The organism is Candidatus Binatia bacterium (genome assembly GCA_029243485.1).
In the GTDB taxonomy this organism is placed as follows: Bacteria; Desulfobacterota; Binatia; order UBA12015; family UBA12015; genus VGTG01.
Window position 1 is genome coordinate 58,858 of record JAQWRY010000072.1, and the last position, 23,914, is coordinate 82,771.

Annotated in this window: 17 protein-coding genes and 1 pseudogene; 8 read left to right on the forward strand and 10 right to left on the reverse strand. The window is 65.2% G+C overall.

Annotation, left to right across the window (positions count from 1 at the left end):
• The first annotated feature begins 91 nt into the window (after positions 1-91).
• The 3 genes from P8R42_20390 to P8R42_20400 are packed head-to-tail and all read left to right on the forward strand — an operon-like array spanning position 92 to position 6,116.
• Complete coding sequence (locus P8R42_20390; GenBank protein ID MDG2306959.1) at positions 92-1,471, forward strand: TolC family protein; 1,380 nt, start codon at positions 92-94, stop codon at positions 1,469-1,471.
• Positions 1,468-2,892: an efflux RND transporter periplasmic adaptor subunit gene (locus P8R42_20395; GenBank protein MDG2306960.1), complete on the forward strand. Its 1,425-nt coding sequence runs from the start codon at positions 1,468-1,470 to the stop codon at positions 2,890-2,892. The genes P8R42_20390 and P8R42_20395 overlap by 4 nt, the downstream gene beginning before the upstream one ends.
• Complete coding sequence (locus tag P8R42_20400; protein MDG2306961.1) at positions 2,886-6,116, forward strand: CusA/CzcA family heavy metal efflux RND transporter; 3,231 nt, start codon at positions 2,886-2,888, stop codon at positions 6,114-6,116. Before P8R42_20395 ends, P8R42_20400 begins: the two co-directional genes overlap by 7 nt.
• Before the next feature lie 4 nt (positions 6,117-6,120).
• Here the strand turns inward: P8R42_20400 and P8R42_20405 are convergent, their stop codons facing one another.
• Together P8R42_20405 and P8R42_20410 are read right to left on the reverse strand one after the other, a co-directional pair.
• Complete coding sequence (locus tag P8R42_20405; GenBank protein ID MDG2306962.1) at positions 6,121-7,131, reverse strand: TIGR03617 family F420-dependent LLM class oxidoreductase; 1,011 nt, start codon at positions 7,129-7,131, stop codon at positions 6,121-6,123.
• A 113-nt stretch (positions 7,132-7,244) separates the two neighbouring features.
• Positions 7,245-7,442 carry a hypothetical protein gene (locus tag P8R42_20410; GenBank protein ID MDG2306963.1) on the reverse strand — a complete coding sequence of 66 codons (198 nt, stop codon included), beginning with the start codon at positions 7,440-7,442 and terminating at the stop codon, positions 7,245-7,247.
• Positions 7,443-8,137: 695 nt separating this feature from the next.
• Between P8R42_20410 and P8R42_20415 the strand changes: the two genes are divergently transcribed.
• Entirely contained in the window at positions 8,138-10,939 is a 2,802-nt protein-coding gene (locus tag P8R42_20415) for a hypothetical protein (protein MDG2306964.1), read from the forward strand.
• Positions 10,940-10,987: 48 nt separating this feature from the next.
• Here P8R42_20415 and P8R42_20420 read toward each other — a convergent pair whose 3' ends face one another.
• Genes P8R42_20420 through scpA form a run of 3 tightly spaced genes read right to left on the reverse strand, consistent with a single transcriptional unit; the run spans position 10,988 to position 15,003 of the window.
• Positions 10,988-11,836 (reverse strand): fumarylacetoacetate hydrolase family protein, encoded by an 849-nt coding sequence (locus tag P8R42_20420; GenBank protein MDG2306965.1) that lies wholly within the window; start codon positions 11,834-11,836, stop codon positions 10,988-10,990.
• Positions 11,833-12,825, reverse strand: a complete 993-nt coding sequence (gene meaB, locus P8R42_20425) for a methylmalonyl Co-A mutase-associated GTPase MeaB (protein MDG2306966.1) — start codon at positions 12,823-12,825, stop codon at positions 11,833-11,835. The genes P8R42_20420 and meaB overlap by 4 nt, the downstream gene beginning before the upstream one ends.
• Positions 12,826-15,003 (reverse strand): methylmalonyl-CoA mutase, encoded by a 2,178-nt coding sequence (scpA, locus tag P8R42_20430; protein MDG2306967.1) that lies wholly within the window; start codon positions 15,001-15,003, stop codon positions 12,826-12,828.
• Between the two features lie 81 nt (positions 15,004-15,084).
• Between scpA and P8R42_20435 the strand changes: the two genes are divergently transcribed.
• Complete coding sequence (locus tag P8R42_20435; protein ID MDG2306968.1) at positions 15,085-15,516, forward strand: nuclear transport factor 2 family protein; 432 nt, start codon at positions 15,085-15,087, stop codon at positions 15,514-15,516.
• A gap of 571 nt (positions 15,517-16,087) precedes the next feature.
• Here P8R42_20435 and P8R42_20440 read toward each other — a convergent pair.
• From P8R42_20440 to P8R42_20450, 3 genes are read right to left on the reverse strand one after another with little or no spacing between them, the layout of a single operon-like run.
• Entirely contained in the window at positions 16,088-16,312 is a 225-nt protein-coding gene (locus P8R42_20440; protein MDG2306969.1) for a hypothetical protein, read from the reverse strand.
• 1 nt (position 16,313) lies between these two features.
• Positions 16,314-17,225 carry a succinate--CoA ligase subunit alpha gene (locus P8R42_20445; GenBank protein MDG2306970.1) on the reverse strand — a complete coding sequence of 304 codons (912 nt, stop codon included), beginning with the start codon at positions 17,223-17,225 and terminating at the stop codon, positions 16,314-16,316.
• Positions 17,225-18,430, reverse strand: a complete 1,206-nt coding sequence (locus P8R42_20450; protein ID MDG2306971.1) for an acetate--CoA ligase family protein — start codon at positions 18,428-18,430, stop codon at positions 17,225-17,227. The genes P8R42_20445 and P8R42_20450 overlap by 1 nt, the downstream gene beginning before the upstream one ends.
• A 164-nt stretch (positions 18,431-18,594) precedes the next feature.
• Here P8R42_20450 and P8R42_20455 point away from each other — a divergent pair, with 164 nt between their 5' ends.
• Positions 18,595-19,599: an amidohydrolase family protein gene (locus tag P8R42_20455; GenBank protein ID MDG2306972.1), complete on the forward strand. Its 1,005-nt coding sequence runs from the start codon at positions 18,595-18,597 to the stop codon at positions 19,597-19,599.
• Between the two features lie 25 nt (positions 19,600-19,624).
• Here the strand turns inward: P8R42_20455 and P8R42_20460 are convergent, their stop codons facing one another.
• Positions 19,625-21,100: a sulfatase gene (locus tag P8R42_20460; GenBank protein ID MDG2306973.1), complete on the reverse strand. Its 1,476-nt coding sequence runs from the start codon at positions 21,098-21,100 to the stop codon at positions 19,625-19,627.
• Between the two features lie 403 nt (positions 21,101-21,503).
• Between P8R42_20460 and P8R42_20465 the strand changes: the two are divergent.
• Positions 21,504-21,917: pseudogene (locus tag P8R42_20465) on the forward strand (ATP-binding cassette domain-containing protein).
• A 4-nt stretch (positions 21,918-21,921) separates the two neighbouring features.
• On the opposite strand, the gene P8R42_20470 reads toward P8R42_20465, so the two are convergent.
• Positions 21,922-22,776 (reverse strand): CoA ester lyase, encoded by an 855-nt coding sequence (locus P8R42_20470; protein MDG2306974.1) that lies wholly within the window; start codon positions 22,774-22,776, stop codon positions 21,922-21,924.
• Between the two features lie 81 nt (positions 22,777-22,857).
• Here P8R42_20470 and P8R42_20475 point away from each other — a divergent pair, with 81 nt between their 5' ends.
• Positions 22,858-23,913 carry a CoA ester lyase gene (locus P8R42_20475; protein ID MDG2306975.1) on the forward strand — a complete coding sequence of 352 codons (1,056 nt, stop codon included), beginning with the start codon at positions 22,858-22,860 and terminating at the stop codon, positions 23,911-23,913.
• Position 23,914 lies beyond the last annotated feature (1 nt).

Sequence of the window (23,914 nt, forward strand, 5' to 3'; positions counted from 1 at the left end):
CTTCGGCACGGTCGAGTCGTCACGCGGCCGTGCGTGAGCTTTCGTCTTCGCGCGGCCCTCACGCGGTCGAACCGCGTCCAGGGGTTGGTGTATGATCAGATTCAGAACGAAAGTGGGTTTAGTGCTCGTGGTGTCGACGACGCTCGGGTGCAGCGCGTCCGCGGACCGATACGCTTCCGTGCGAACGGAGGCCTTCGCGGGATTCGAAGAGTCGACCGGGGACGGCGATCGACGGGCGGTCTCACCGCGGGGGCGCGCCGTCTTCGGCGAGGCGACCGAGCTTTCGCTCGAAGCGGTCTTGCGGCTTGCCGAGGTGCGAAACCCGACGTTGGCGGCAGCGCGTGCGTCGTGGCAGGCCGCCGTCGAACGGTATCCACAGGTGACCGCGTTCGCCGATCCGACATTCGGGTATGCGTTCGCGCCAGGTTCGATCGACTCCGACGAGAGCATCTACGGTCAGAAGATCGAGGTGGCCCAGCGCTTCCCGTGGCCGGGCAAGCTCGGCTTGCGCGGTGACTCTGTTCTCGGCGACGCGGACGCGGCCGGCGAGGGCTTCGAGGACGCTCGCCAGCATCTGCGGCATGCGACCACCGAGGCGTTTTACGCCTACTGGCTCACGCACCGGGCGATCGAGATCAATCGCACTAATCAGGGCCTCCTAGCCGAGTTCCAGCGGATCGCCGAAAGGCGCTACGGCGCGGGCCTGGCGTCCAAGAGCGACGCATTGCAGGCCGAGGTCGAGCACCAGCACCTCGTCCATCGGGGAATCGCGCTCGAGCGCGATCGGAAGGTCGCGCAAGCGCGCCTGAACACGCTCCTGAACCTCCCGCCGAAGTACGCCCTGCCGTCTCCCCCGGTTCGTGTCGCACGACCGAAGGCCGTTGCCCCGCCCAGGGAACTGGAGGTCGCCGCCCTGGAGAGTCGGCCGGAGCTTCAGTCCCTCGAACACACGGTGACGGCGCGCGCGGCCGACGTGGAGTTCGCTCATCGGGAGTACTTCCCCGATTTCGCGGTCCACGCCGGTTACAACAGCCTCTGGGAAGTCGTCGACAAGCGCACGATTGTCGGGATCGCGATCGACGTGCCGCTTCAGTTGGGACGCCGCGAGGCCGCGGTCAACGAAGCCGAGGCCATTCGGCGGAGAGCGCAGGCAAAGCTCGATGAAGCTCGCGCCGACACACTCCTCGAGGTGAGTGAGGCGTATGATCAACTCGTCGAGACCGAACACGTTGTGCATCTCTACTCGTCGTCGATTCTGCCAGTCGCGCGCGAGAGCCTGGACACGGCGCGCGTCGGGTACGAGGCGGGATCGAACGACTTCCTCACGCTCGTTCAGAGCGAGAAGTCGCTCTATCTGGCGGAGCTGACCTATCAAGAGGCACTCGCCGCGTATCACCAGGGGAGGGCGCGGTTGGAGTTCGCGATCGGGAGGCCTCTTGTCTCTCTTGATGCCGTGGGGGTGCAGCCGTGAAGAAGCTCGACGCATTTGGCTTTGTGCTCGCTCTCGTGTCGTCATTCGCGACGCTCTCCTGCTCCGGTCCCGACCGGGACGATGGTGCTGGGCTCGTCGCCAGGGCCGGACCATACCGGGTCGAAGCCCAGTTCGATCCGAATCCGCCGCAGAAGGGATCCAACGTCGTGCAGCTTCGCGTGACGGATGCGGGGGGCTCCCCGATGCCGGACGTGTCTGTGCGGGGCTTGGCGGTGATGCCCGCGATGGGCGCGATGCCGCAGATGCGAGCCGGGGGAGACGCCCGTCCGCTCGGCGAGGGACGCTTCCAACTCGACGTGGATCTCTCGATGAGCGGATCCTGGCCTCTCACCGTGTCGGTCTCCGACGCTGCGGGTGAGGGCGGCAAGGCCAGCTTCAACTACAAGACGGGCGTGCCGGTGCGGGTGGCGGGTGCCAGTCGAGCCATGGCGTCTTCTGAAGACGCCGGCGTGATCGAGATCAGTGCGCGCCAGCGTCAGCTCATCGGGGTGAAAACGGCCGTCGTTGAGCAGGGGCCCGCGGAGCTGTCGATTCGTGCCCTCGGTCGCGTCGCGTTCGACGAGACTGGTCTGACCGACGTCACACTCAAGTTCCAAGGTTGGATCGGCAAGGCGCTCGTGAACACGACCGGGGCACCGGTTTCGAAGGACGAGGAGCTCTTCACGGTGTACGCGCCCGAGCTGTTGTCCGCGCAGGAGGAGTTCCTCGAGAGCGCGCGTCGCGGGTCGGCTCTCCTGGCGAGCGCGCGTCGTCGGCTGCTCCTGTGGAACCTCTCGGCCAAACAGATCGATGCTCTCGCGGAGCGCGGCAAGCCGCTCGTCTACGTGCCGATCCACTCGCCGGCGGGCGGCGTGGTCATCGAGAAGAACGTCGTCGACGGGAGCGCGGTGGCGCCGGGGCAGCTGCTCTACCGTATCGCGGACCTGTCGAAGGTATGGATCGAGGCGGACGTCTACGAGTCGGACCTTCCCCTCGTGAAGGTCGGTGCGCCGGCGAAGATCACGCTTTCGTACTTGCCCGGCGAGACGTTCGAAGGCGTCGTCGACTACGTTTACCCGTATCTCGATTCTCCGACGCGGACCGGGCGGGTCCGGGTGGTCGTTCCGAACGACGACGGGGAGTTCAAGCCGGACATGTACGCGGATGTCGGGCTCTCGGTGTCGCTCGGCGACCGGCTCGTCGTCCCCGAAGGAGCGGTGTTGCGCTCGGGCAAGAAGGATCTCGTATTTGTCGATCTCGGCGATGGCAGGCTCGGGCCGCGGCGTGTGAAGCTCGGCCGCCACACGACGGAAGGCTACGTCGTCCTGGAAGGCCTCGTGGCCGGCGAGACGGTCGTCACGTCGGGCAACTTCCTGATCGCGGCGGAGAGCAAGCTCAAGGCGGGTCTCGACCAATGGTAGAGCCCACACAAGAGAAGCCGGGCCTCGTCGCGCGGCTCATCGCGACCTGCGCGGGGAATCCCCTGGTGACTCTTGCCGCCGTCGCGGTATTCGCCGTGTGGGGGTTCGTCTCCCTCCGGGGCATACCGCTGGATGCGATTCCGGATCTTTCGGACACGCAGGTCATCGTCTTCACCGAGTGGCCCGGCCAGAGTCCGGATCTCGTCGAAGACCAGGTGACGTATCCAATCTCGACGACGTTGCTCTCGGCGCCGCAGGTGAAGTTCGTACGCGGTCAGTCGTTCCTCGGGCTCTCTTTCGTCTACGTGATCTTCGAGGACGGGACCGACATGTACTGGGCGCGGTCCCGCGTCCTCGAGTACCTGAACACGGCGCAGGCGAAGCTCCCCGAGGGGATCACGCCGACGCTGGGACCCGATGCGACCGGTGTGGGTTGGGTCCTGGAGTACGCGCTCGTCGATCGAAGCGGGCAGCAGAGTCTCGCCGATCTGCGCTCCTTCCAGGATTGGTATCTGCGGTACTGGCTCGAGGGAGTGAAGGGGGTCGCGGAGGTAGCGTCGGTCGGCGGCTTCGTGAAGCAGTACCAGGTGAACGTCGATCCCAACCGACTGCGTGCGTACGACATCCCGCTCTCCGACGTGATCCGGACGATCCGGCGCTCGAACGACGACGTTGGCGGGCGCGTACTCGAGGTTGCCGGGCATGAGCACTTCATCCGCGGTCGCGGCTACATCAAGTCGATCGAGGACCTGAAGACGATCCCGCTTCGGGTCGCCGAGGGCGGGACGCCGGTTCTTCTCCGGGACGTCGCGACCATCGAGATCGGCCCCGACCAACGACGCGGACTCGCGGAGCTGAATGGCGAGGGAGAGGTCGTCGGTGGGATTGTCGTCATGCGGTACGGCGAGAATGCGCTCCGCGTGATCGAGGACGTAAAGCAGCGGCTCACCGACGTGGAGGGTTCGCTGCCCGACGGCGTCGAAGTCCAGATCACGTACGACCGGTCGGACCTCATCCTGCGCGCCGTGGACACGCTCCGCAGCACGCTCACTGAAGAGATGATCGTCGTCAGTATCGTGATCGCGCTCTTCTTGATGCACATGCGATCGGCGGTGGTGGCGATCGTCACACTGCCCTTGGCCGTCTTGCTGTCCTTCATTCCGATGGCGGCGCAGGGGCTCACCGCGAACATCATGTCGCTCGCCGGGATTGCCGTCGCGATCGGAGCGATGGTGGATGCGGCCATCATCATCATCGAGAACGTGCACAAGAAGTTGCAGGTCTGGGAGGAGGAGGGCCGTCCCGGCGATCGTCAGGCGGTTCTCATCCACGCGATGCAGGAAGTCGGACCGAGCATCTTCTTCTCGTTGCTCGTGATCACGGTTTCCTTCCTTCCGGTGTTCACTCTGCAGGCAACCGAGGGCCGGCTGTTTCGTCCGCTGGCGTTCACGAAGACCTATTCGATGGGCTTCGGCGCGCTCCTGGCCGTCACGTTACTGCCGGCGCTGGTCGTCCTTCTAATTCGCGGCCGCGTGCGGCGTGAGGACGCGAACCCCCTCAACCGCTGGCTCGTTGCGGCGTACACGCCGGTCGTTCGCTGGATCGTGCGCCGGCCGTGGGTGAGCGTGAGCGCGGCCGTTCTCGTGATGGGGGCGACGGTCCCCGCGTTCCTGGCGCTCGGGACTGAGTTCATGCCGCCGCTGAACGAGGGCTCGATCCTGTACATGCCGACCGCGCCGCCCGGAATGTCGATCACCGATGCGAGTTCCACGCTGCGCTCCATGGGGCGGGAGTTGAAGAAGTTCCCGGAAGTCGAAACGGTCTTCGGCAAGATCGGGCGCGCGCGGTCCGCGACCGACCCGGCACCCCTGTCGATGGTCGAGACCGTGATCACGCTCAAGCCCGAATCGGAATGGCGGCCGGGGGTCGATTGGGACGATCTGATCGCGGAGATGGACGAAGCGCTGCACTACCCGGGCATGCCGAACATCTGGTGGATGCCCGTCCAGACCCGAACCGAGATGATGGCAACGGGGATTCGCAGTGCTCTCGGGGTGAAGGTGTTCGGGCCCGATCTCGCAGAGATCGAGAACGTCGCCGTGCAGATCGAGAAGGCTCTCCTTGACGATGCGCGCACGCAGCCGCACACGCGCAGCGCGTTCGCCGAGCGGATCACGGGGGGCTACTTCATCGACTTCGAGGTGAACCGCGTCGAGGCGGCGCGGCATGGCCTCACGGTGGCCGACGTGGAAGACGTGGTCGCCTCGGCGATCGGCGGCATGAACATCGCGGAGACCATCGAGGGGCGCGAGCGCTATCCGATCAACGTCCGCTACGCGCGCGATTTCCGCCAGGACCTCGACTCCCTCTCGCGGGTCCTCGTGCCGACGCCGATGGGCGCGCAGGTGCCTCTTCAGCAGGTGGCGACACTGGATCGAAAGACCGGACCGCCGGTCATCCGGAACGAAGATGGGGAACTCGTCGGATTCGTCTTCGTCGACGTGGCGGGCGTGGGAATCGTGGATTACGTCGAGGCGGCCAAGGCGGTCGTGGCGGATCGCGTCGATCTGCCGAGTGGCTACCGCATCGCGTGGGCGGGGCAGTACGAGTACTTCGAGAGGGCGAAGGAGCACTTGCTGCTCATCGTCCCGCTGACGCTGCTCCTGGTCGTGTTGCTGCTCTATGCGAACACGCGCTCTCTCGTGGAGACCGCGATCGTCCTGCTCGCGGTTCCGTTCTCGTTGGTCGGAGCCGTGTGGCTTCTGTGGGCGCTGGACTACGACATGAGCGTGGCTGTGTGGGTCGGCTTCATCGCGCTCGCGGGGCTGGACGCGGAGACGGGAGTGGTGATGCTCCTCTATCTGACGCTCGCGCACGACGGCCGTAAGAAGGCCGGGCGGCTTCAAACGGAGGCGGATCTCGACGAGGCGATCGTCGAGGGGGCCGCTCGCCGGATCCGGCCGAAGTTCATGACCGTTCTCACGACCATGCTGGCCCTGCTGCCCATCATGTGGAGCGCGGGCACGGGCGCGGACGTGATGCGCCGCATCGCAGCGCCCATGGTGGGCGGACTCGGGACGTCGTTCCTTCTGGAATTGATGGTCTACCCGGCGGTCTTCGCGCTATGGAAGCGACGCGGACTCAGTCCATCGGCGCCGGCTCTTCAATCAGAGAACGTCTCCCCGTCCCCCCAGATCCAAAGCCCCGAAGGCGGAGAACCGTGAACATTCACCCCCCGTGCAAATCCCGCACGATGTCGGCAACCGCCTCCGGATCCGTTTCGTTGTACAAGATCATGGTAGTCCGCTGCGCAAAGTCATTCCGCTCCCGCAGCTTATGTCCCACCTCAGACGGCTTTCCGGAAACCCCGATCGCATCGACCATCTCATCGGTGATCAACGCGGGCATATCGCCCCACTTCCCCTCTTTGGTCATCCGATTCAGCTTGGGCTGTAGATCCCCCCAGCCGTGATGATCGAGCATCACCTTGTAGGCGGGGGTCGACCCGTAGAACGACATCTGCATCCGCGCCCCTTGCCGAGCGCGCTCGATCTCTTCGTCGTTGCTGCCGACCATCGTGATGACCTGAACGGAGACCTCGATGTCGGAGCGCGTGCGCCCGGTCTTCTCGGCGCCCTCGTCCAGGGCGGGAAGAGCGACCTTCTTCGCGTAGTCCGGCGTATGGAGCGGATGCACGAGCCACTGGTCGGCGACTTCCCCGGCGACGCGGATCATTCCCGGACCGAAACCAGCGAGGGCGATCTCGGGCATCCCGTGCGGGTTGGGGCCCGGATTGAAGAACGGTGCCATGAGCGTGTGCGTGTAGAACTCGCCGCGGAACTCGAGGCGCTCGCCCTCGTTCCACGTACGCCAGATCGCGCGCACGGCCTCGATGAACTCCCGCATCCGCGCGTTCGGTTTCGACCAGGTCTCGCTGAAGCGCTTCTCGATGTGCGGCTTGATCTGTGAGCCGAGGCCGAGAGTGAAGCGCCCTTTGGAGATCAGCTGCAGGTCGTTGGCCATGCAGGCCACGACCATCGGGTTGCGGGCGAAGGCGATGGCGATGCCCGTGATCAGCTGAGCCCGCTCGGTCCCGGTCGCCGCGAGGGCCAGGGGCAGGAACGGGTCGTGTTGGCCTTCGAAACTGAGGATGCCGTCGTAGCCCATTTTCTCGAGCTTGCCAGAGGTGGCGGCGATGTCGTCGAAGGGGGCGTCGAGAAGTGCGGAATCGATCTTCATGGTTGGGCTCTCCTTGTCGGGCCGAAGGGCCTCGGCCTCCCAGCGTGGTACGCGGCCGACCGGGGTCGAATCAAGATCGGGGAGAGTGGCGCGTCACTTCGTGTTGTGCCAGTTCACTCGACCGCGACCCGCAGGAATGTCGTCGTGCCGCCGGTCATCCAGCACTCGATGGCGGCCGTGCCAATGACGCCGCAGATCAGATCGGCACCGCCCTCGATCTCGGTGTAGGGGCCGGCGTTCGACAGATCGAAAGACGGTGGCCCAGCAATCGATTTCGCCGTCCGACCTCGGGATCCCGCAGTTGAGATCACCGCTCGCGTCGAGAAGCTCGAAGGCGCCCGCGGGCGCCTTCGGTTCTGGAGACGCCATGTGGCCCGCGCAGAACGCGTGCCCAATTCTGTCCAGTACGCAGACCGAGCTGCCGCCGACCGTCTTCTGGGTGATGCCCCAGGGGTCGGCCGGTCCGTCGCACCAGATGAGGCCGGAGAGATCGAGATCGCACGATACGGCGCGCCGGTCGCGATCCGGGTCGCGGCGATGTCGGGGGCCGCGACCTGGGTGACCTGGCCGGTGTCCGACACCATCGGGCACCGGGGACGCGAGGTGTCGTCGAGCCAGCAGACATGGCGACCGTCGATCTCAAAGAGACCGGACCGTGGTCGACAGCGACTCCCGCGCCCCGATCGTATACATCAGCCCGCGTCTCGGAGTCGGCCTGCCGAGTTGCGAGGGCGGAGTGCTTGTAGCGTTCTTCCTGCTTACTCGATTGGCAGCGTTTTCGAGGGTTTGGTCAGGTGGACGGATCGGTAGATTCCGCGGTCCAGGTGGTCTGTGCTGTGGCAACAAAGAGATGCGGGCGGATACCGGATGTCTTGGTGTCGGTTACGTCAAACCGAAATTTCCCTAGAGAATCCGAGCATACGCACCTGGCACGAAACTTGATGTAGCACTTGCTCCACATGCGTGTTGCTGAAGTCCCCGGCGGCCCAAGAAGAGGAGCGGTGCCATGCGACAACACCACCCAAGGTCACCTCGACGATCGGCGATTCGGACTATCTTCATCGCCTCGGTCTGCCTCGCGGCGATGGCGGCCGCGCACCTCGCCTGGGCCATGCCGGCGAACGATGACTGCGCGGGGGCGACGGTGATCGGCGCGCTCCCGTTTGCGGCGTCGGTGGACACGTCGATGGCTACGACCGGCGTCGATGATCAGCCGCACACCTGCAGCGGCCTCGCATTGGATTCGAACACGGTTTGGTATGAGTACGTCGTCCCGGCCAGCCAGACGTTGGACCTCGATACGCTGGGGACGTCGTACGATACCGTCGTCTCGGTCTACGACGGGTGCGGCGCCGCCGCCACGGAACTCGCCTGTTTCTTCGACGACACGGGCGAGGAGACCCGGGCTCCGTTCGCGGCTTCGGTCGGCTCGACGATCTACATCCAAATCAGTGACGCCGGTGTTGGTGGCGGGCTCCTGAGCCTCGGCGTGAACGACGATCCGGCGTTCAAGATCGGCTCGCTGCGTTCCACCCAGCAGGTCGTGGGCACGGGTTCACCGAGCCCGACGGGCGGTAGCATCGGTGCGATTGGGCAGTCGGCGATCCTCTCCGGCCGGGCCGCCGCCTACACCGGGACGAGCGAGGGTATTTTCCGCCGGGCCGCCGGTGGCCTCTCTGTGATCGCGCTGAGCGGCATGGCGACGCCGGTGGGAGGCGTCTTCCGGACCTTCGGCCCGCCTGCGATTCAGGGCGCGGCGAGCATCGCGTTCTGGGCGTCGATCGACGGCGTGGTTGGGGCTCGCGAGGGACTCTTCTCGTGGAATGGCGTGGCCGTCGCACCGATCGTGGTGGAAGGGGACGTGGCGCCGGTTGGTGGAACGTACCGCGGGTTCGAGAAATTCATCGCGATGAGCCTCGCGGGCGACATAGCGTTCACGGCGCAGCTTTCTACGGCGCCGGAGAATGCACTCTTCGCGAGGATCGCCGGTGCGGTCGTACTCATCGCGCGAGAAGATGACCCCACGCCGTGCGGCGGTCTCTTCCGGGATTTCGCGAACAACCGTGGCGGCCTCGCGATGAACGCGCTCGGAGAGGTCGTGTTCAAGGGTTCCAACGACGGCAACGACGAGGGCGTGTTTCTGTGGCAGGGCGCCGTCGTCACGGCGTCGGCGTGCGAAGGCGCTGCGGCGCCGACTCTCGGCGGTGTCTATCGCGACTTCGGTGAGCACGTCGACATCAACCTCGGCACGGACGTAATCTTCATGGCAGAGGTCGACAACGCCGGCTTCATCGACGCGATCTATGCGGGTCCGACGACCGGTGTCGTTCCGATCGCGGTCGAGGGGGATGCCCTCGCGGGTACGACGATCAAGGGGTTCGATGAGGACATTCGCCCGTCGATCAATGACGCGCGCCAGGCGGCATTCTACACCCGTCTGGCTGCAGCTCCCTTCGCCGCGATCGCGGGCACCGTGGGTCTGGGTGGCGCTCCGGCGATCGTTCTCTTGAACGGCGCGGCCTGTCCGTTCGGCGGTGCGATCGGCAGCTTCGGAGAGGAAGTCGATGTCAGCCCGAGTGGTGAAGTCGTCGCGGAAGTCGGTTGCACGGGCGGTCGCGGCGTCATTCGCGGCACGGCCGGCGGTGGTTTTGCTTCGGTTGGGAACAACAACGATCTGACTGCGGTCGGCTCTGGTTGGTTGTTCAGCGACGGTCAGATCGACGGGGCCGGAGATCTCATCGTGCGCAGTCGTCGTACGAGCCTCTACGGGAGTATCTGCGGCGGTGGGGGCTGCGCGCCGCCGCTGCTCATGGCGAAGAGCCCTCTGGTTATTCCCGGTTCGACTGGGGGCACTATCGAAGCGATCGATCGCGACTCCGTGAATGGATCCAAGGAGGCGGTCTTCACGGCGGTCCTCTCCGGGTTAAATCGGACCGACGCGATCCTTCGCGTTCGCCCGGGCGCCCCGATCACCAAGGTCGTCGAGAGCCTAGACCCGCTCCCGGTCGCTGTGGGAACCTTCGGAGGATTCAGCTCGATCGACCCGTTCACCGACCAGGTCTGGCGCGCTGCGGGGCAGGGGCGCAAGGTCGCCTTCGCCGCGACCGTCAACTCTCTGGCCTACGAGCGCGGGATGTTCCAGGCGAAGGGCGCGACGCTCGCGACTCTCGCGTTCGACGGGATGGTGGCGCCGAACGGGGCCACACTCGAAGACTTCTCTTCGCCGTCCATCAGCGGCAACCGGGTCGTCTTTGCGGCCGAGACCGATATCGGTGACTGCGTCTACATGTCGGTGAAGCCCGCGTTGCCGCTCGTCGCCGTCGCGTGCGAGGGGGATCTGGCCCCGGCGTCGATCGGCGGCAACATCGACGCCATCCGCGGAACCCCGACGGTTGCAGGAAAGCGTGTGGCGTTCGTTGCGACCGTCGTCGGAGGAACTGAATCGGAGTGCCTGTTCTCGTACTCCGGGACGACGTACGAGCCGGTTGTCTGTACCGGCGAAGTGCTGCCCGGCGGGGGCACGCTCAACGGCTGGGACGACGGGGACATCTTGTCGCAGCCCGCGTCGCAGGGGCCCGGGCTCGCGTTTGGGTCCGAGAACCTGAGCAACCTCCACAACGTTCTCGCCTGGCGGAAGGGTACGTTCTACAAGTTGGCGACCGACGGGGACCCCGTACCGGGTGGAGGAACCGCGAACCTCGTCATCTATGAGTCCCGGATCTCCATCAAAGGGAAGACCGTTCTCTACGGAGCGGGTATATCCGGGACCGTCGACCTTTCCGGTCTGTTCATGGCGCGGTTGCGTTAGCAGGCGTTCGATGGGGATGCGGGCCGGTCGGCTCGCATTCCCGCGCCGTCAGCCTTCGACGCAGGTGTTCACGATCGTGCCGAGTCCCTCGATCGTGCTGGTGATCGTGTCGCCGGCCGCGAGGTAGCGGCGCGGATCGCGGACCGATCCGACGCCGGCGGGCGTCCCAGTGAAGATCAGGTCGCCGGGGACGAGCGTGCAGTACTTCGAGAGGAAGGCGATGAGTTCCGGCACCGAGAACACCATGAGGTTCGTCCGGGCGTCCTGCAGCCGCTCGCCGGAGACGTCGCAGGAGATTGCGAGATCGTTCGGATCGGCGAGCTCGTCGAGCGACACGATACCGGGACCGATCGGGCCGAAGGTATCGACCGACTTCCCCATCGAGAACTGCGGCGGCTTGCCCGCAAACTGCATCCGTCGGTCGGAGATGTCCTGCCCGACGCAGTAGCCGGCGACGTGATCTAACGCGCTCCCCTCGTCGATGTTCCGGCCGCCGGATCCGATCACGACGACGAGCTCGACCTCGTAGTCGACCCGGTTCGAGGTGAACACCACGTCGGCACGGGGGCCGACGAGGCAGTTCGGAAACTTCGTGAAGATGAGCGGTTCCTTGGGAAGATCGAGCCCGGCCTCTTCCGCGTGGTCGGTGTAGTTGAGGCCGACGCCGAAGATCTTCTGGGGCGTCGTGACCGGCGGGCCGAGCTTGGCTTCATCGACCGGTTCGGAGGGCGCGTCCGCGGTGAGGCCAGCGGCCCAGGAGCGGAACTCGCTCCAGCGTCCGAGAATCTCCATCGGATCGGTCGAGAAGCGACCGTCGGACGCGTTTGCGACGTCGACGATTCGATCGTCCAGCCGCAGGCCGGCGCGTCCGCCCGCATTCACCAGTGAGGTGCTCATCTGCTCTCCTGTGTAGCGTCGAGCAGCGCGAGTAGGCGCCGCGCCGCTTCGGTCGGCGTCAAGGTGGCTTGGCCCACGGCGGTCTCCATCTCGGGAAGAAGCCGTTGCACGTCGCGGCGCCCGACGAAGTGCTGCTTCAAGCCCTCCTCGAGCATGCTCCACATCCAAGCCTGCTGTTGGTGACGCCGCTTGTCCATCAGTTCGCCGGTGGCGCCGAGCTTGTCGCGGTGGTCGAGGATGATGTTCCAGACCTCGTCCATGCCCTTCGACTCGAGGGCGCTGGTCTGAATGACCGGCGGGCTCCAGTTCGCGCTGCCGTGGCGGAACAACCGAAGAGCACTGCGGTACTCGGCGGTGGCCCGTGTCGCGAGCGGAATGTTGTCGCCGTCGGCCTTGTTCACCGCGAGCGCATCCGCGATCTCCAGGATGCCCTTCTTGATCCCCTGCAGCTCGTCGCCGGCGCCCGGGAGCATCAGCACCAGGAAGAAGTCCACCATCGACGCGACGGTCACCTCCGACTGGCCGACTCCGACCGTCTCGACGAGAATCACGTCGTACCCGGCCGCCTCGCAGACGAGCATTCCTTCGCGCGTCCGCTGAGCGACGCCGCCCAGCGATCCCGCCGATGGGCTTGGGCGGATGAAGGCCTCAGGTGTGGCTGAGAGGCGCGACATCCGAGTCTTGTCGCCCAGGATGCTTCCGCCCGACCGCGTACTCGAAGGGTCGACCGCGAGAACGGCCACGCGCTTCCCTTGTTCGATAAGGTAGAGCCCGAACGCTTCGATGAACGTACTCTTGCCGACCCCGGGCACGCCGGTGATGCCGACCCGAGCTGCCGTTCCCGTGGCGGGGAGCAATTGTTCGAGGAGAGACTGCGCTTCACGCTGGTGGTCCGTACGAGTGCTTTCCACCAGCGTGATCGCTTTCGCCATCGCGCGACGGTTGCCGCTGCGAACTTCGGCAGCGAGTTTTTCGGCCGAGGTGCTCACTCAGCCGGCGGCGGGATTGGCGGGATTGTCGGCGGTCGCCCGGCTGCCGATGAGATCCAGCACCTTGCGCGCGGCAAGGGGGATCTTCGTGCCTGGGCCGAAGATCGCCTTCACGCCGGCTTTCTCGAGAAACGGGTAGTCCTTCGGCGGGATGATGCCTCCGACGGTAACGACGATGTCGCCCGCATTGAGCTTGCCTAGCTGCTCGATGAGTTCCGGCACGAGGGTTTTGTGCCCGCCCGATTGGCTCGAGACGCCGATCACGTGGACGTCATTCTCGATGGCCTGGCGCGCGATCTCCTCCGGCGTCTGGAAGAGCGTGCCGACGTCGACGTCGAACCCGAGGTCGGCGAATGCCGTCGCGATCACCTTTGCGCCCCTATCGTGTCCGTCCTGCCCGACCTTCGCGACGAGCATGCGGGGCCGGCGGCCCTGGTCACCGACGAAGCGTTCGATCTCCGTCTGCATGGTCTTCCAGTCGGCATCGTCGGAGAAGGCGGAGCCATACACGCCGGAGATCGACCTGATCTCGGCCTGGTAGCGTCCCCACTCCTTTTCGAGTGCGTAGGAGATTTCACCTACCGATGCGCGCGCTCGCGCGGCTGCGACGCCGAGCTCGAGCAGGTTGCCTTCGCCGGTCTGAGCGCACTTAGTCAGTGCGTCTAGTGCGGCGTCGCACTTGGCCTGGTCGCGCGAGGCGCGGATTTTCTCGAGGGCCGCGACCTGGGACTCGCGCACGGCGGTGTTGTCGATCTCGCGGAGGTCGAGCTCCGGCTCGTCGTCGCGCTGGTACTTGTTCACGCCAATCACGATGTCTTCGCCGCGATCGATGCGTGCCTGGCGCTGGGCCGACGTCTCCTCGATGCGGAGCTTCGGCATGCCGGCCTCGATCGCCTTGGTCATGCCGCCCATCTCTTCGACTTCCTCGATGATTCCGAGGGCCTTCGCGGCGAGGGTGTGCGTCAGCGACTCCATGAAGTACGAGCCGCCCCACGGGTCGACGACGTTGGGGATTCCCGTCTCGAGCTGCAGCATGAGCTGCGTGTTGCGTGCGATGCGCGCAGACTCGTCGGTCGGAAGCGCGAGCGCTTCGTCGAAGGAGTTCGTGTGAAGACTCTGGGTGCCGCCCATGACCGAAGCCATCGCCTCGATCGTGGTGCGCATGATGTTGTTGTACGGGTCCTGTTCAGTGAGGCTCGCACCGGACGTCTGGCAGTGCGTGCGCAGCATCATCGAGCGCGGGTTCTTCGGGTTGAAGTGCTTCTTCACGAGAGTGGCCCACAGCAGGCGCGCGGCGCGCAGCTTCGCCACTTCCATGTAGAAGTTCATTCCGATTGCGAAGAAGAACGAGAGGCGACCGGCGAACGCGTCGATGTCTAGTCCCTTCGACAGGGCGGCGCGTACGTAGTCGAGTCCGTCGGCGATCGTGAACGCGAGTTCGAGATCGCACGTCGCTCCGGCTTCCTGCATGTGGTAGCCGGAGATCGAAATCGAGTTGAACTTCGGCATCTCTTTCGAGGTGTACTCGATGATGTCGGCGACGATTCGCATCGAAGGCGTCGGCGGGTAGATGTAGGTGTTGCGGACCATGAACTCCTTGAGGATGTCGTTCTGAATGGTTCCGGTCAGCTTTTCGCGGGGCACGCCCTGTTCCTCGCCGGCGACGATGAAGCTCGCGAGCACGGGGAGGACGGCGCCGTTCATGGTCATCGAGACCGACATCTTGTCGAGGGGGACGCCGTCGAAGAGGACTTTCATGTCCTCGACGGAATCGATCGCGACGCCGGCCTTGCCGACGTCACCGACGACGCGGGGATGGTCGCTGTCGTAGCCCCGGTGCGTGGCGAGATCGAAAGCGACGGAGAGACCCATCTGACCGGCCGCTAGATTGGCCCGGTAGAAGGCGTTGGATTCCTCGGCCGTGGAGAAACCGGCGTACTGGCGAATGGTCCAGGGGCGCTCGGTGTACATCGTGGCCCGGGGGCCGCGGATGAACGGGTAGTCCCCGGGGATCCCGTCGGTGAAGTCCAACCCCTCGACGTCGGCCTTGCTATAGAGCGGCTTTACGTCGATTCCTTCTGGTGTTTTCCAGACCAGCTCCTCGGGGTCGGCCCCTTTGCGCTCTTTCGTCGCGAGCTCGCGCCAGCGCTTCAGGTTCTCGTCGGTCGTATTCGCCATGATCGATTAGGATGGTGATCGGGCTCTCCGCTTGCAAATTTGACCCAGGAACGCGAAGTCGCCCCCAAAAGGGGACAAACGATGTCGATCGAGCAGAACCGAAAGACCGTGGAGACGATGTGGGCGGCGCTCAGCGCCATGGATTGGGAAGCCATGACGGCCTGCCTGGCCGAGGACGTGTTCTACGAGGACGTCCCGACCGAAGATGAGGGCGCCCACGGTCGCGAGAACGTCGTGAAGCGGCTCCGCATCGCGTTCGATCACCTGGCGGACCACCAGCACACCATCCATCACCTCGTCTGCGAGAGCGACGTCGCCTTCCTCGATCACACCGAGGTCTGGACGTTCAAGACGGGCGAGAAGGCCACGAACACGTTCGCCACCATGCACGAACTCCAGGACGGAAAGATCTCGAAATGGAGCGATTACTGGGACGTCACGACCTTCGTGAACCAGTTCCCGGCGTCGTTCCTCGAAGTCATGGCCAAGGCGAGCGAGACGGACTTCAACTAGACGGACCTTGACTTCCCACCAGCTGTTGACCGCCGGGCGTCCATCTTCGCAGCCTGGCTCGGGACAAGGAAGGAGACCATGGCCAAGCGGGCCATCATCTTCTTCATCGCCACCCGCGCCCCCGCTCGTCGGCGATGCGGATCACTTCAAGCGCTACAAGGTGAGCCAGACCAAGGGGACGCCGAAGTTCAAGCAGACTACGGCGACCGCCGTCGTCGAGTTCGAGGGCCGGTTCTAAGACGTCTTCGTGCCGCGCCGACTCTGCTATTCCGTCGACAGGAACGGCGAGGAAATCGTCGACCCGACCCAATTCCTGACCTGCTACCGCTTGCGTTGAGCCACCGGGCAGCCGACGCACACCAGGTTGGTCGATCAGATCCGTACTGCCTACCAGTTCGGCGATCTCCGCCTCGGCACCAAGAACGAGCGAGATCTGTGCGTGCCGGCGACGCTCGTTCCGCAGCGGGTGCGCCCGTACCATCTCGATCGGCGCTCGGTATACGGTCGATACGACTCGAAGACCGAGCGCCTCGGGATGTCTGCCTGGCCCGCGCCATCGCGCGGTCCCGGTCTACGCTTCGTACAGCTTGAGGACGCGGACCTTGCCCTCGGGGGCGGCCTGGATGCAGAGGTCGCAGAGGACGCACTCGTCGAGGTTGGCGTCGACGATGGTTAGCTTGCCGTCCTCCGCTTGAGCGAAGATGTCGACGGCGCACACGTCTGTGAGTTTCTTGGCGAGCTCGCGGTCCTGGGCGACCGCGTCATCCACGGATACGTCGATGAACATTCCGGCCATCTTAATTCCCCTTCTCTTCGAGTCGCTTCTTGAGGAGGTCTGGGATCTCTTCGATCCGCTCGGCCACCGAGATGCCCGCGGCTTCCATCCGCTCGATCTTCTCGGCGGTGGTGTCTTCCTTGCCTTCCACGATGGTTCCGGCGTGGCCGAAGCGCATGCCCTGCATCTCGTCCATGAACCGTCCGGCCATGAAGGCGACGATCGGGAGGCGGGAGTTGTGCTCCTTCACCCACTCGGCGAGTTCGGCTTCCATACGGCCGCCCGGCTCCGAGTAGATCGCGATCGCCTTGGTCTCTGGATCGGCCTCGAACAGAGGCATGAGCTCCGCGTACGACGTGCCGACGATGGCGTCGCCGCCGATCGAAACACAGGTCGACTGGCCCATGCCCGCCGCCGTCAGGGTGGAGGCGATCTCGGTCGTCATGCCGCCGGAGCGGGACATGATGCCGATCGGGCCCTTCGTGTACGCCTGGCGGGTATTGGCCGCCGGGCCGCCCACGCCGCCCATCTTGGCCTCTCCCGGAGAGATGATGCCGAGGCAGTTCGGCCCGATGATGCGAGCGCCGCGTAGGGCCGCCAACTCGACGGCCTGAGCGACTTCGCCCCGTGGGATGTTCTCCGTCACGACGACGATGAGCTTGATGTCGTTCTCGAGCGCCTCGATCATGGCGTCGACCGTGAACTTCGGCGGCACCGAGATGATGCTGCCTTGGGGCTGACCGACCTTCTCGACGACGTCGCGGACGCAATCGAAGACCGGCACCCCGTAGATGTCGCGACCGGCGCGACCGGGAGTGACGCCGCCGATAATCTTGGCGCCGTAGTCGAGGTTCTCACGCGTCAGGTTCACGGCCTCGCGGCCGGTGATGCCTTGGACGATGAAGGGAGTGTCTTTTCGAATTAGGATGGACATCAGCTTGCCTTGAGCTTGGCGACGGCGCGGCCGGCCGCCTCGTACATCGAAACGGAGCGATCGCAGTACTCGACCCCGTGCTTCGCGAGAATCTTGAAGCCTTCGTCCTCCCATGAGCCGGGGATGCGGAAGATCGTGATGACCTCGCCCGGATCCTTGCCCGCCTGGATGCAGCCCTTGATGACGCCGCGCGCGACGATGTCGACGCGGGTGTTCGAGACGACGTTCATCATGACGGCGATCTTCTTCACACCGGGCTTGGAGAGAATCAGCTTCGTCAGGTTGCAGACCTTGCCGACGCTTGGGTTGCCGCCAATCTCGCAGTAGTTCGCGGGCTTGCCGCCGTGGTTGCGGACCGCATCGAACAGAGTCAGCGAACCACCACCGGCGCCGATGATCAGGCCGAGGTCGCCGTCGAACTCGACGACGTTGCCGGCGACACCGCGGTGGTCGACTGCATTGAGGCGGGCACCTTCGAGCTCGAACGGCGTCGGCGGCCGCGCCTGGCGGGTTTCGTCGTCGCCGATGCCGAGCTCCTTTAAGAGAGCGGCGTGCTTGCCGCGCGCCTCGGCCTCCATGTCGACGTGGCCGTCGAGCACGATGAAGCGACCGTTCTCGAGTTTCCCGACCGGGTTGATCTCGGCGAGTGTCAGATCGTACTCGAGGAAGAGTTTCATGAGTTCAAAGACGATCGGGGTCAGGCGGTTGAGATCACTGCCGGTGACGCCCGTCTTGCCGATCGCTTCCTTCGCGAGCCGCGGCGTGAGCGGCAGGAAGGTGGAGAAGTGCGTGCGCGATAGGTGCTCCGGATGCGACTCGGCGACTTCCTCGATGTCGATCCCGCCCATGTCGCTGAACAGGAGGACGGGCAGCTTGCGGCGCCCGTCCCACGTCACAGAGACGAAGTATTCTTGAACGACCTTGCTCTTCGACTCGACCAGGACGGAGCGGGCTGTCTCGCCGCCGACCACGATCGGGAGCACGTGCTCGTACTTCTCGGCCGCCTCGTCGGGCGTATCGGCGAACTGGACCGCCCCCGCCTTCATCCGCCCGCCGGAGAGCACCTGGCTCTTCACAACAACAGATCCGCCGATCTTCTCGGCGGCGGCGCGGGCCTCTTGCTTAGAGTTCACGACGGCAAGTTCACCCATGGGCAGACTGTGCTTTGCGAACAGGGCTTTGGACTCGTACTCGTAGAAGCGCACGTTCTCGGATTCCCTCCCTGCTTTGTTGACGGGGTCGCGCTGCCCGGATGGGCGCGGTATTCGTCGGGTTCCTGCGGGTCCCCTCCGCGAGGAGGCCGAAGGAATTGGTATAGGAGGGGCTCCGGCCCACGCAACCGCGCAGGGTGAGACCAGGAGGTGGATCCATGGACCCGTTTCGATTGAGCTGGCTGAACCAGGTCACCGAACCGATCGTCGACCCCGAGGCCCCGATCGTGGACCCGCACCACCACCTCTGGCCCGTCGGTGGGGCGATGGAGTACGGGATCGACGATCTCCGTGCCGACACGGGCAGTGGCCACAACGTGGTGGGGACGGTGTTCGTCGAGTGCCGGGCCGTGCGGCGCCCCGGCGGCCCGGATCATCTCCAGCCGGTCGGCGAGACCGAATTCGTGGCCGCCGAGGCGGCAAGGCTAAGGAAAGTCGCTCCGGACGCCGCGCCGATCGCCGGTATCGTGGGGTACGCGGATCTCCGCACCGGCCCTCTGCTGGCCGAGACTCTGGCGGCTCACGGGGACGCGGGTGCGGGGCTCTTCCGGGGGATCCGTCATGCGGGTTCGCACGCGATCGACCCCGAAGCGCACTCGATTCCGGGCTCCGCGCCGGCGGGGCTCTATCTCGACGAGTCGTTCCGCGACGGCGTGCGGGAGCTCGGACGGCGCGGCCTCACCTACGACACTTGGCACTTCCACTACCAGAACCGGGAGTTCGCGGAGCTTGCGCGCGCGGTGCCGGACACGATCTTGGTCCTGGACCACTTCGGCACGCCCCTCGGCGTCGGCAAGTTCACCGGACGACGGGAAGAGATCTTCGCTGCATGGAAGGACGACATTGCGGATATTGCGCGATGCGAGAACGTGGTGGCGAAGCTCGGTGGGCTCGCGATGCCGGACAACGGATTTGGATGGAACGCCGCCGAACGCCCGCCGACCTCGGATGAGTTCGTTGCGGCGCAGGGGCGCTACTACCAGCACACGATCGAGTGCTTCGGGCCGGAACGGTGCATGTTCGAGAGCAACTTCCCCGTCGACAAGCTGTCGCTCTCGTACCCGGTGGTCTGGAACGCGTTCAAGAAGATCGCCGCACGTTACTCGGCAGACGAACGAACCGCGATGTTCTCGAGGACGGCGACTCGGACTTACCGCCTCTGAAGCTCGGGCGGGGGGGGGGGCGTCCTCACTCCACGTAGCCGAGGGCGCGGAGCTGTTCGGTGAGATCGGGATTGACCTTCATCGTGTGACTGGTCTTCGCGCGCGCGCCCCAGTGGGCGTCCCAATCGACCAGCTTCGCTTCCAGGTCCGCCGCGTCGTCCGGGGCGGGGCCTGCGTCGAGTAGATTCTTCTTCTCTCCGGGATCGTCCGGCAGACGGTAGAGGGCTTTGACGACGACCTTGTCCTTTTCGGTCTGACTGAACACGTGGATCAGCTTGAACTCGTCGGTTCGGATTCCGATCCGGCGATTCCCGAAGCCGGTCGTCTCCAGGAAGACGGGCAGCTCGGGAAGCGAGTCGATAGGCGCTGCTCCGGCGATCCACCGGCTCAGGTCGGATGCACGAGACTCCTCTTCCGGACCGGGCAGGCCGAAGCCCTCCGGGCGATCGACGCCGGCGAGCCCGAGGAGGGTCGGCCCGACGTCCATCAGGCGGACTTGGTTCTCGATCGACATTCCCGCGCGGATTCGAGGAGGGTACCGCATGATGAGCGGCACGTTCACTAGCTGGTCGACGAGCGTTCTCGAGTGCCCGCCGATCCCGTGCTCGAAGAACTCCTCTCCGTGGTCCGACGTGAGAATGATGAGCGTGTCGTCGTAGACGCCCAAAGACCGGAGCTTGTCGAAGACTCTGCCGAGGTGCTCGTCGGTGTACCGAATCTCTCCGTCATAGAGAGCGAGAAGGTGCTGGAACTCGCGAGGGGCCTGTCTCGGTTTCTTGTCCCACGGGTACTTCTCGGACGTCGGCATGTCGCCCACGAAGTCGGGGTCGAACATCTCCACGTATTCCGGCGGAGGCGCGTAGGCGTCGTGGACGTCCCACATGTGCAGGAAGACGAAGAACGGTTTTTCTCCGTCTTTCGCCTTCCACGCCGAGAGCCACTCCGTCGTGAATTTCGTGAGACCGGGAGACGTTACCGCGAGCATCGAGGGGCGTCCCCGGGGCCGGACCTCCTCCTCGTTGTAGGTGTCGAACCCGTCGGAGTAGCCGTACTCGCCACCGAGGTACGGACCTGAGACGAAGCCGGCGGTGTCGTAGCCGGCGTCGCGCATCACGGAGGCGAGTGTCGAGACGTCGTCGTTCAGTCTGCGGTCGGGTGCCGCGACTCCGTGTTTTTCCGGCGGGATGCTCGTGAGGAGGGTAACGTGCGTCGGCAGCGTCCAGCCGGACGGCGAGATGGCTTGCCGGAACGTCACGCCCTCTGCGGCGAGTTCATCAATGTTCGGGCTCGTGTCGCGCTCGTACCCGTAGGCGCCGAGATGGTCGGCGCGAAGGGTGTCGATCGAGATCAGCAGGACGTTCGGGCGCCCGCCCGGGGCCGCAGTTTCGTGCGCCCGGTGAAGGCGTCGTTCCGTCACGACCGCCAACGCGGCCGCCACTACGACGATCGTCAGTACGAGAACGCGCCGGAGGGCGAGCGAGATGCCGGCCGGTTCATTCACAGCCCTCGACGGTAGCATCGGGCCGGGCTCGGAGCGATCGACCTCCGGGCTGAGACCGGAGGTCGATCTCGTAGATACTCGCTCTGTGGATCCGCTGCAGGGGCTGACGAAAGGAGGCGTGCAAATGGAGGATCTCGCAGTGGAGAACGGGAAGTTGGTACTGGCGCTGGAGGTGCCGCTCGAGAACATGTCCGGCATTCGGGCCGATCCCGGGATCACTCGGGAGAAGGGGCACACGGGATTGAAGCTCACCGGCGCTCGCCTCGGGGGGCGCATGATTGCCGGCAGCTTCCGGCAGGATGGCAAGACAGTGTTCTGGGACTTCCACGATCGGTCCAAGGTCATCGTCATCGATCTGCACGACGAGCACTACGCTTGTTTGATCGTGCAAGTCGCGGATCCCGCCGCCGCGGGGGACGTGGTCGGTGCGTTGGTCGCGGGTCTCGAAACCCAGCTCGGTCCGACGTGGCGCGACGGCGTCGAGCTGTCTTTCGGCCAATGGCAGAGGCTCGCTCTCGCCCGCGGGTTCATGCGGGACGCACCCCTGATGCTCGCCCTGGACGAGCCGACGGCAGCACTCGCCGCGGAGACCGAGCACGCACTCTTCGAACGCTACGTCGAGGCGGCCCGCGGTGGTGCTCACGGTGGCCGCATCACGATTCTCGTGTCGCACCGCTTCTCCACCGTTCGGATGGCGGACCTGATCCTCGTGATGGACGGCGGCCAGGTCGCCGAGCAGGGCAGCCACGAAGAGTTGATGGCACCTGGTGGCCGCTACGCCGAGTTGTACGGGATTCAGGCCGCCTCGTACCGCTGAGAGCTCAGCGGCGCGCCCGGGCGAGAACGCGTTCTTGTTGCGCGACCAGCGGAGCGTCGACCATCTTGCCGTCGATTGTCAGCACGCCGTGTCCCTCGTGTAGCGCCTCCTCCCAGCCGGCGACGACGCGTTCGGCGTACGCGACTTGCGCAGCCGATGGCGTGTAGATCTCGTTCACCCGTTCGGCCTGACGTGGGTGGATGCAGAGCTTCCCCTCGTAACCGAGTGACAACCCGAAGGCGGTGTCGGCGGTGAACGCTTCGTCGTCTTTCACGGCGACGTGGACACAGTCGATCGGCGTGAGTCCGTGGGCTTTCGCCGCGATCGCTACGCTGCATCGGGCGTGGTGAACGACAGGGTTCGCTGAGTCGGTGTCCGCGAGGCCCATTTGAAGCGAGAAGTCCGCATGGCCGAAGCAGAGGGCCTCGGTGCGGGGGGCCGCGTTCGCTAGCGATAGGACGTTGGCGACGCCGAGTGGGCTCTCGATCAGGAGGAGGAGCGCGGTGTCCTTGGCGAGCCTCGCGGCAACGGCCGCGAGGTCGTCGGGTTGCTCGGCTTTGGGGAGCATGATCGTCGACACCCCGGCAGCGACGACCGCGGCGAGGTCGTCTTCGAAGAAGGGTGTGCCCGGTGGGTTGATCCGGACGGCGGCTTCGGAGCCGCCGAAGGATCCGGCGCGGAACGCCTGGGCGGTGCACTCTCTCGCGTCGCTTTTTTTCTCTGGGGCAACGGCATCCTCGAGATCGAGAACGACCGTGTCGGCCTCGGATTCGCGGGCTCTATCGATCTTGCGAGGGTCGATACCCGGGACGAACAACACCGAGCGTCTCAGACGCGTCGCATCGCTTACGCTTTCCATAACCCTTCCTTTTATCTCGGGTCGGCGGGAACCCCAACGCGAGGCTCGCCTGGGACCCGGGTTTTGCTATGGTTCCGAGTCATGCGTAGCGCGAAAGAATTCTTCCAGCCCATGGCCATCGGTGCTCCGGAGCCGGTGCGCGAGATTCCTTTCACCCCGTCACGGATGATCCATTTCTTCGATCCGAGCAATCCGAAGATGGCGTCCAAGGTCGGGGACATCGCGAAGAAGTGCGACGTACTGCTCGGTAACCTCGAGGACGCGATTCAGGTCGACAACAAGCTCGCCGCTCGCCGGGGGCTAGTGAACATCGCGAAGGAAACCGACTTCGGCGATTGCCAGCTCTGGACGCGAATCAACAGCCTCGATTCGCCCTGGATGCTCGACGACGTCACCGAACTCGTCACCGAGATCGGCGACAAACTCGACGTCATCATGGTTCCGAAGGTCGAGGGCGCCTGGGACATCCATTACATGGACCGCTTACTTGCTCAGCTCGAAGCGCGCGCTGGCCTGAAGAAGCCGCTTCTGATCCACGCGATCTTGGAGACCGCGACGGGCGTCGCGAACGTCGAGGAGATTTGTGGTGCGAGCCCGCGCATGCAGGGCTTGTCGCTTGGCCCTGCGGACCTCGCCGCGTCGCGTCGCATGAAGACCACGCGCGTCGGCGGTGGACATCCCGGCTACGTCGTCCGCGCCGACCCCGATCCGAACGACGAGAACGCGCCCCGTCCGTCGACCCAGCAGGACCTCTGGCACTACACCCTCGCCCGTATGGTCGACGCCTGTGCTGCCCACGGAATCCTGCCGTACTACGGGCCCTTCGGTGACATCAAAGACACCGTCGCGTGTGAGGATCAGTTCCGGAATGCCTTCCTGATGGGCTGCGTCGGCGCCTGGTCGCTGCACCCGGTCCAGATCGGCATCGCGCGCAACGTCTTCAGCCCGCCCGCCGACGAAGTGCTCTGGGCGAAGCGCGTCATCAAGGAGATGGGTGATGGAAGCGGCGCCGTTATGATCGACGGTAAGATGCAGGACGACGCGACGTTCAAGCAGTGTCGCGTCATGGTCGACCTGGCGGATCGTCTCTCCGCGAACGACCCGGAGTTGGCGAAGGCCTACACGCCGGTCGACTGAC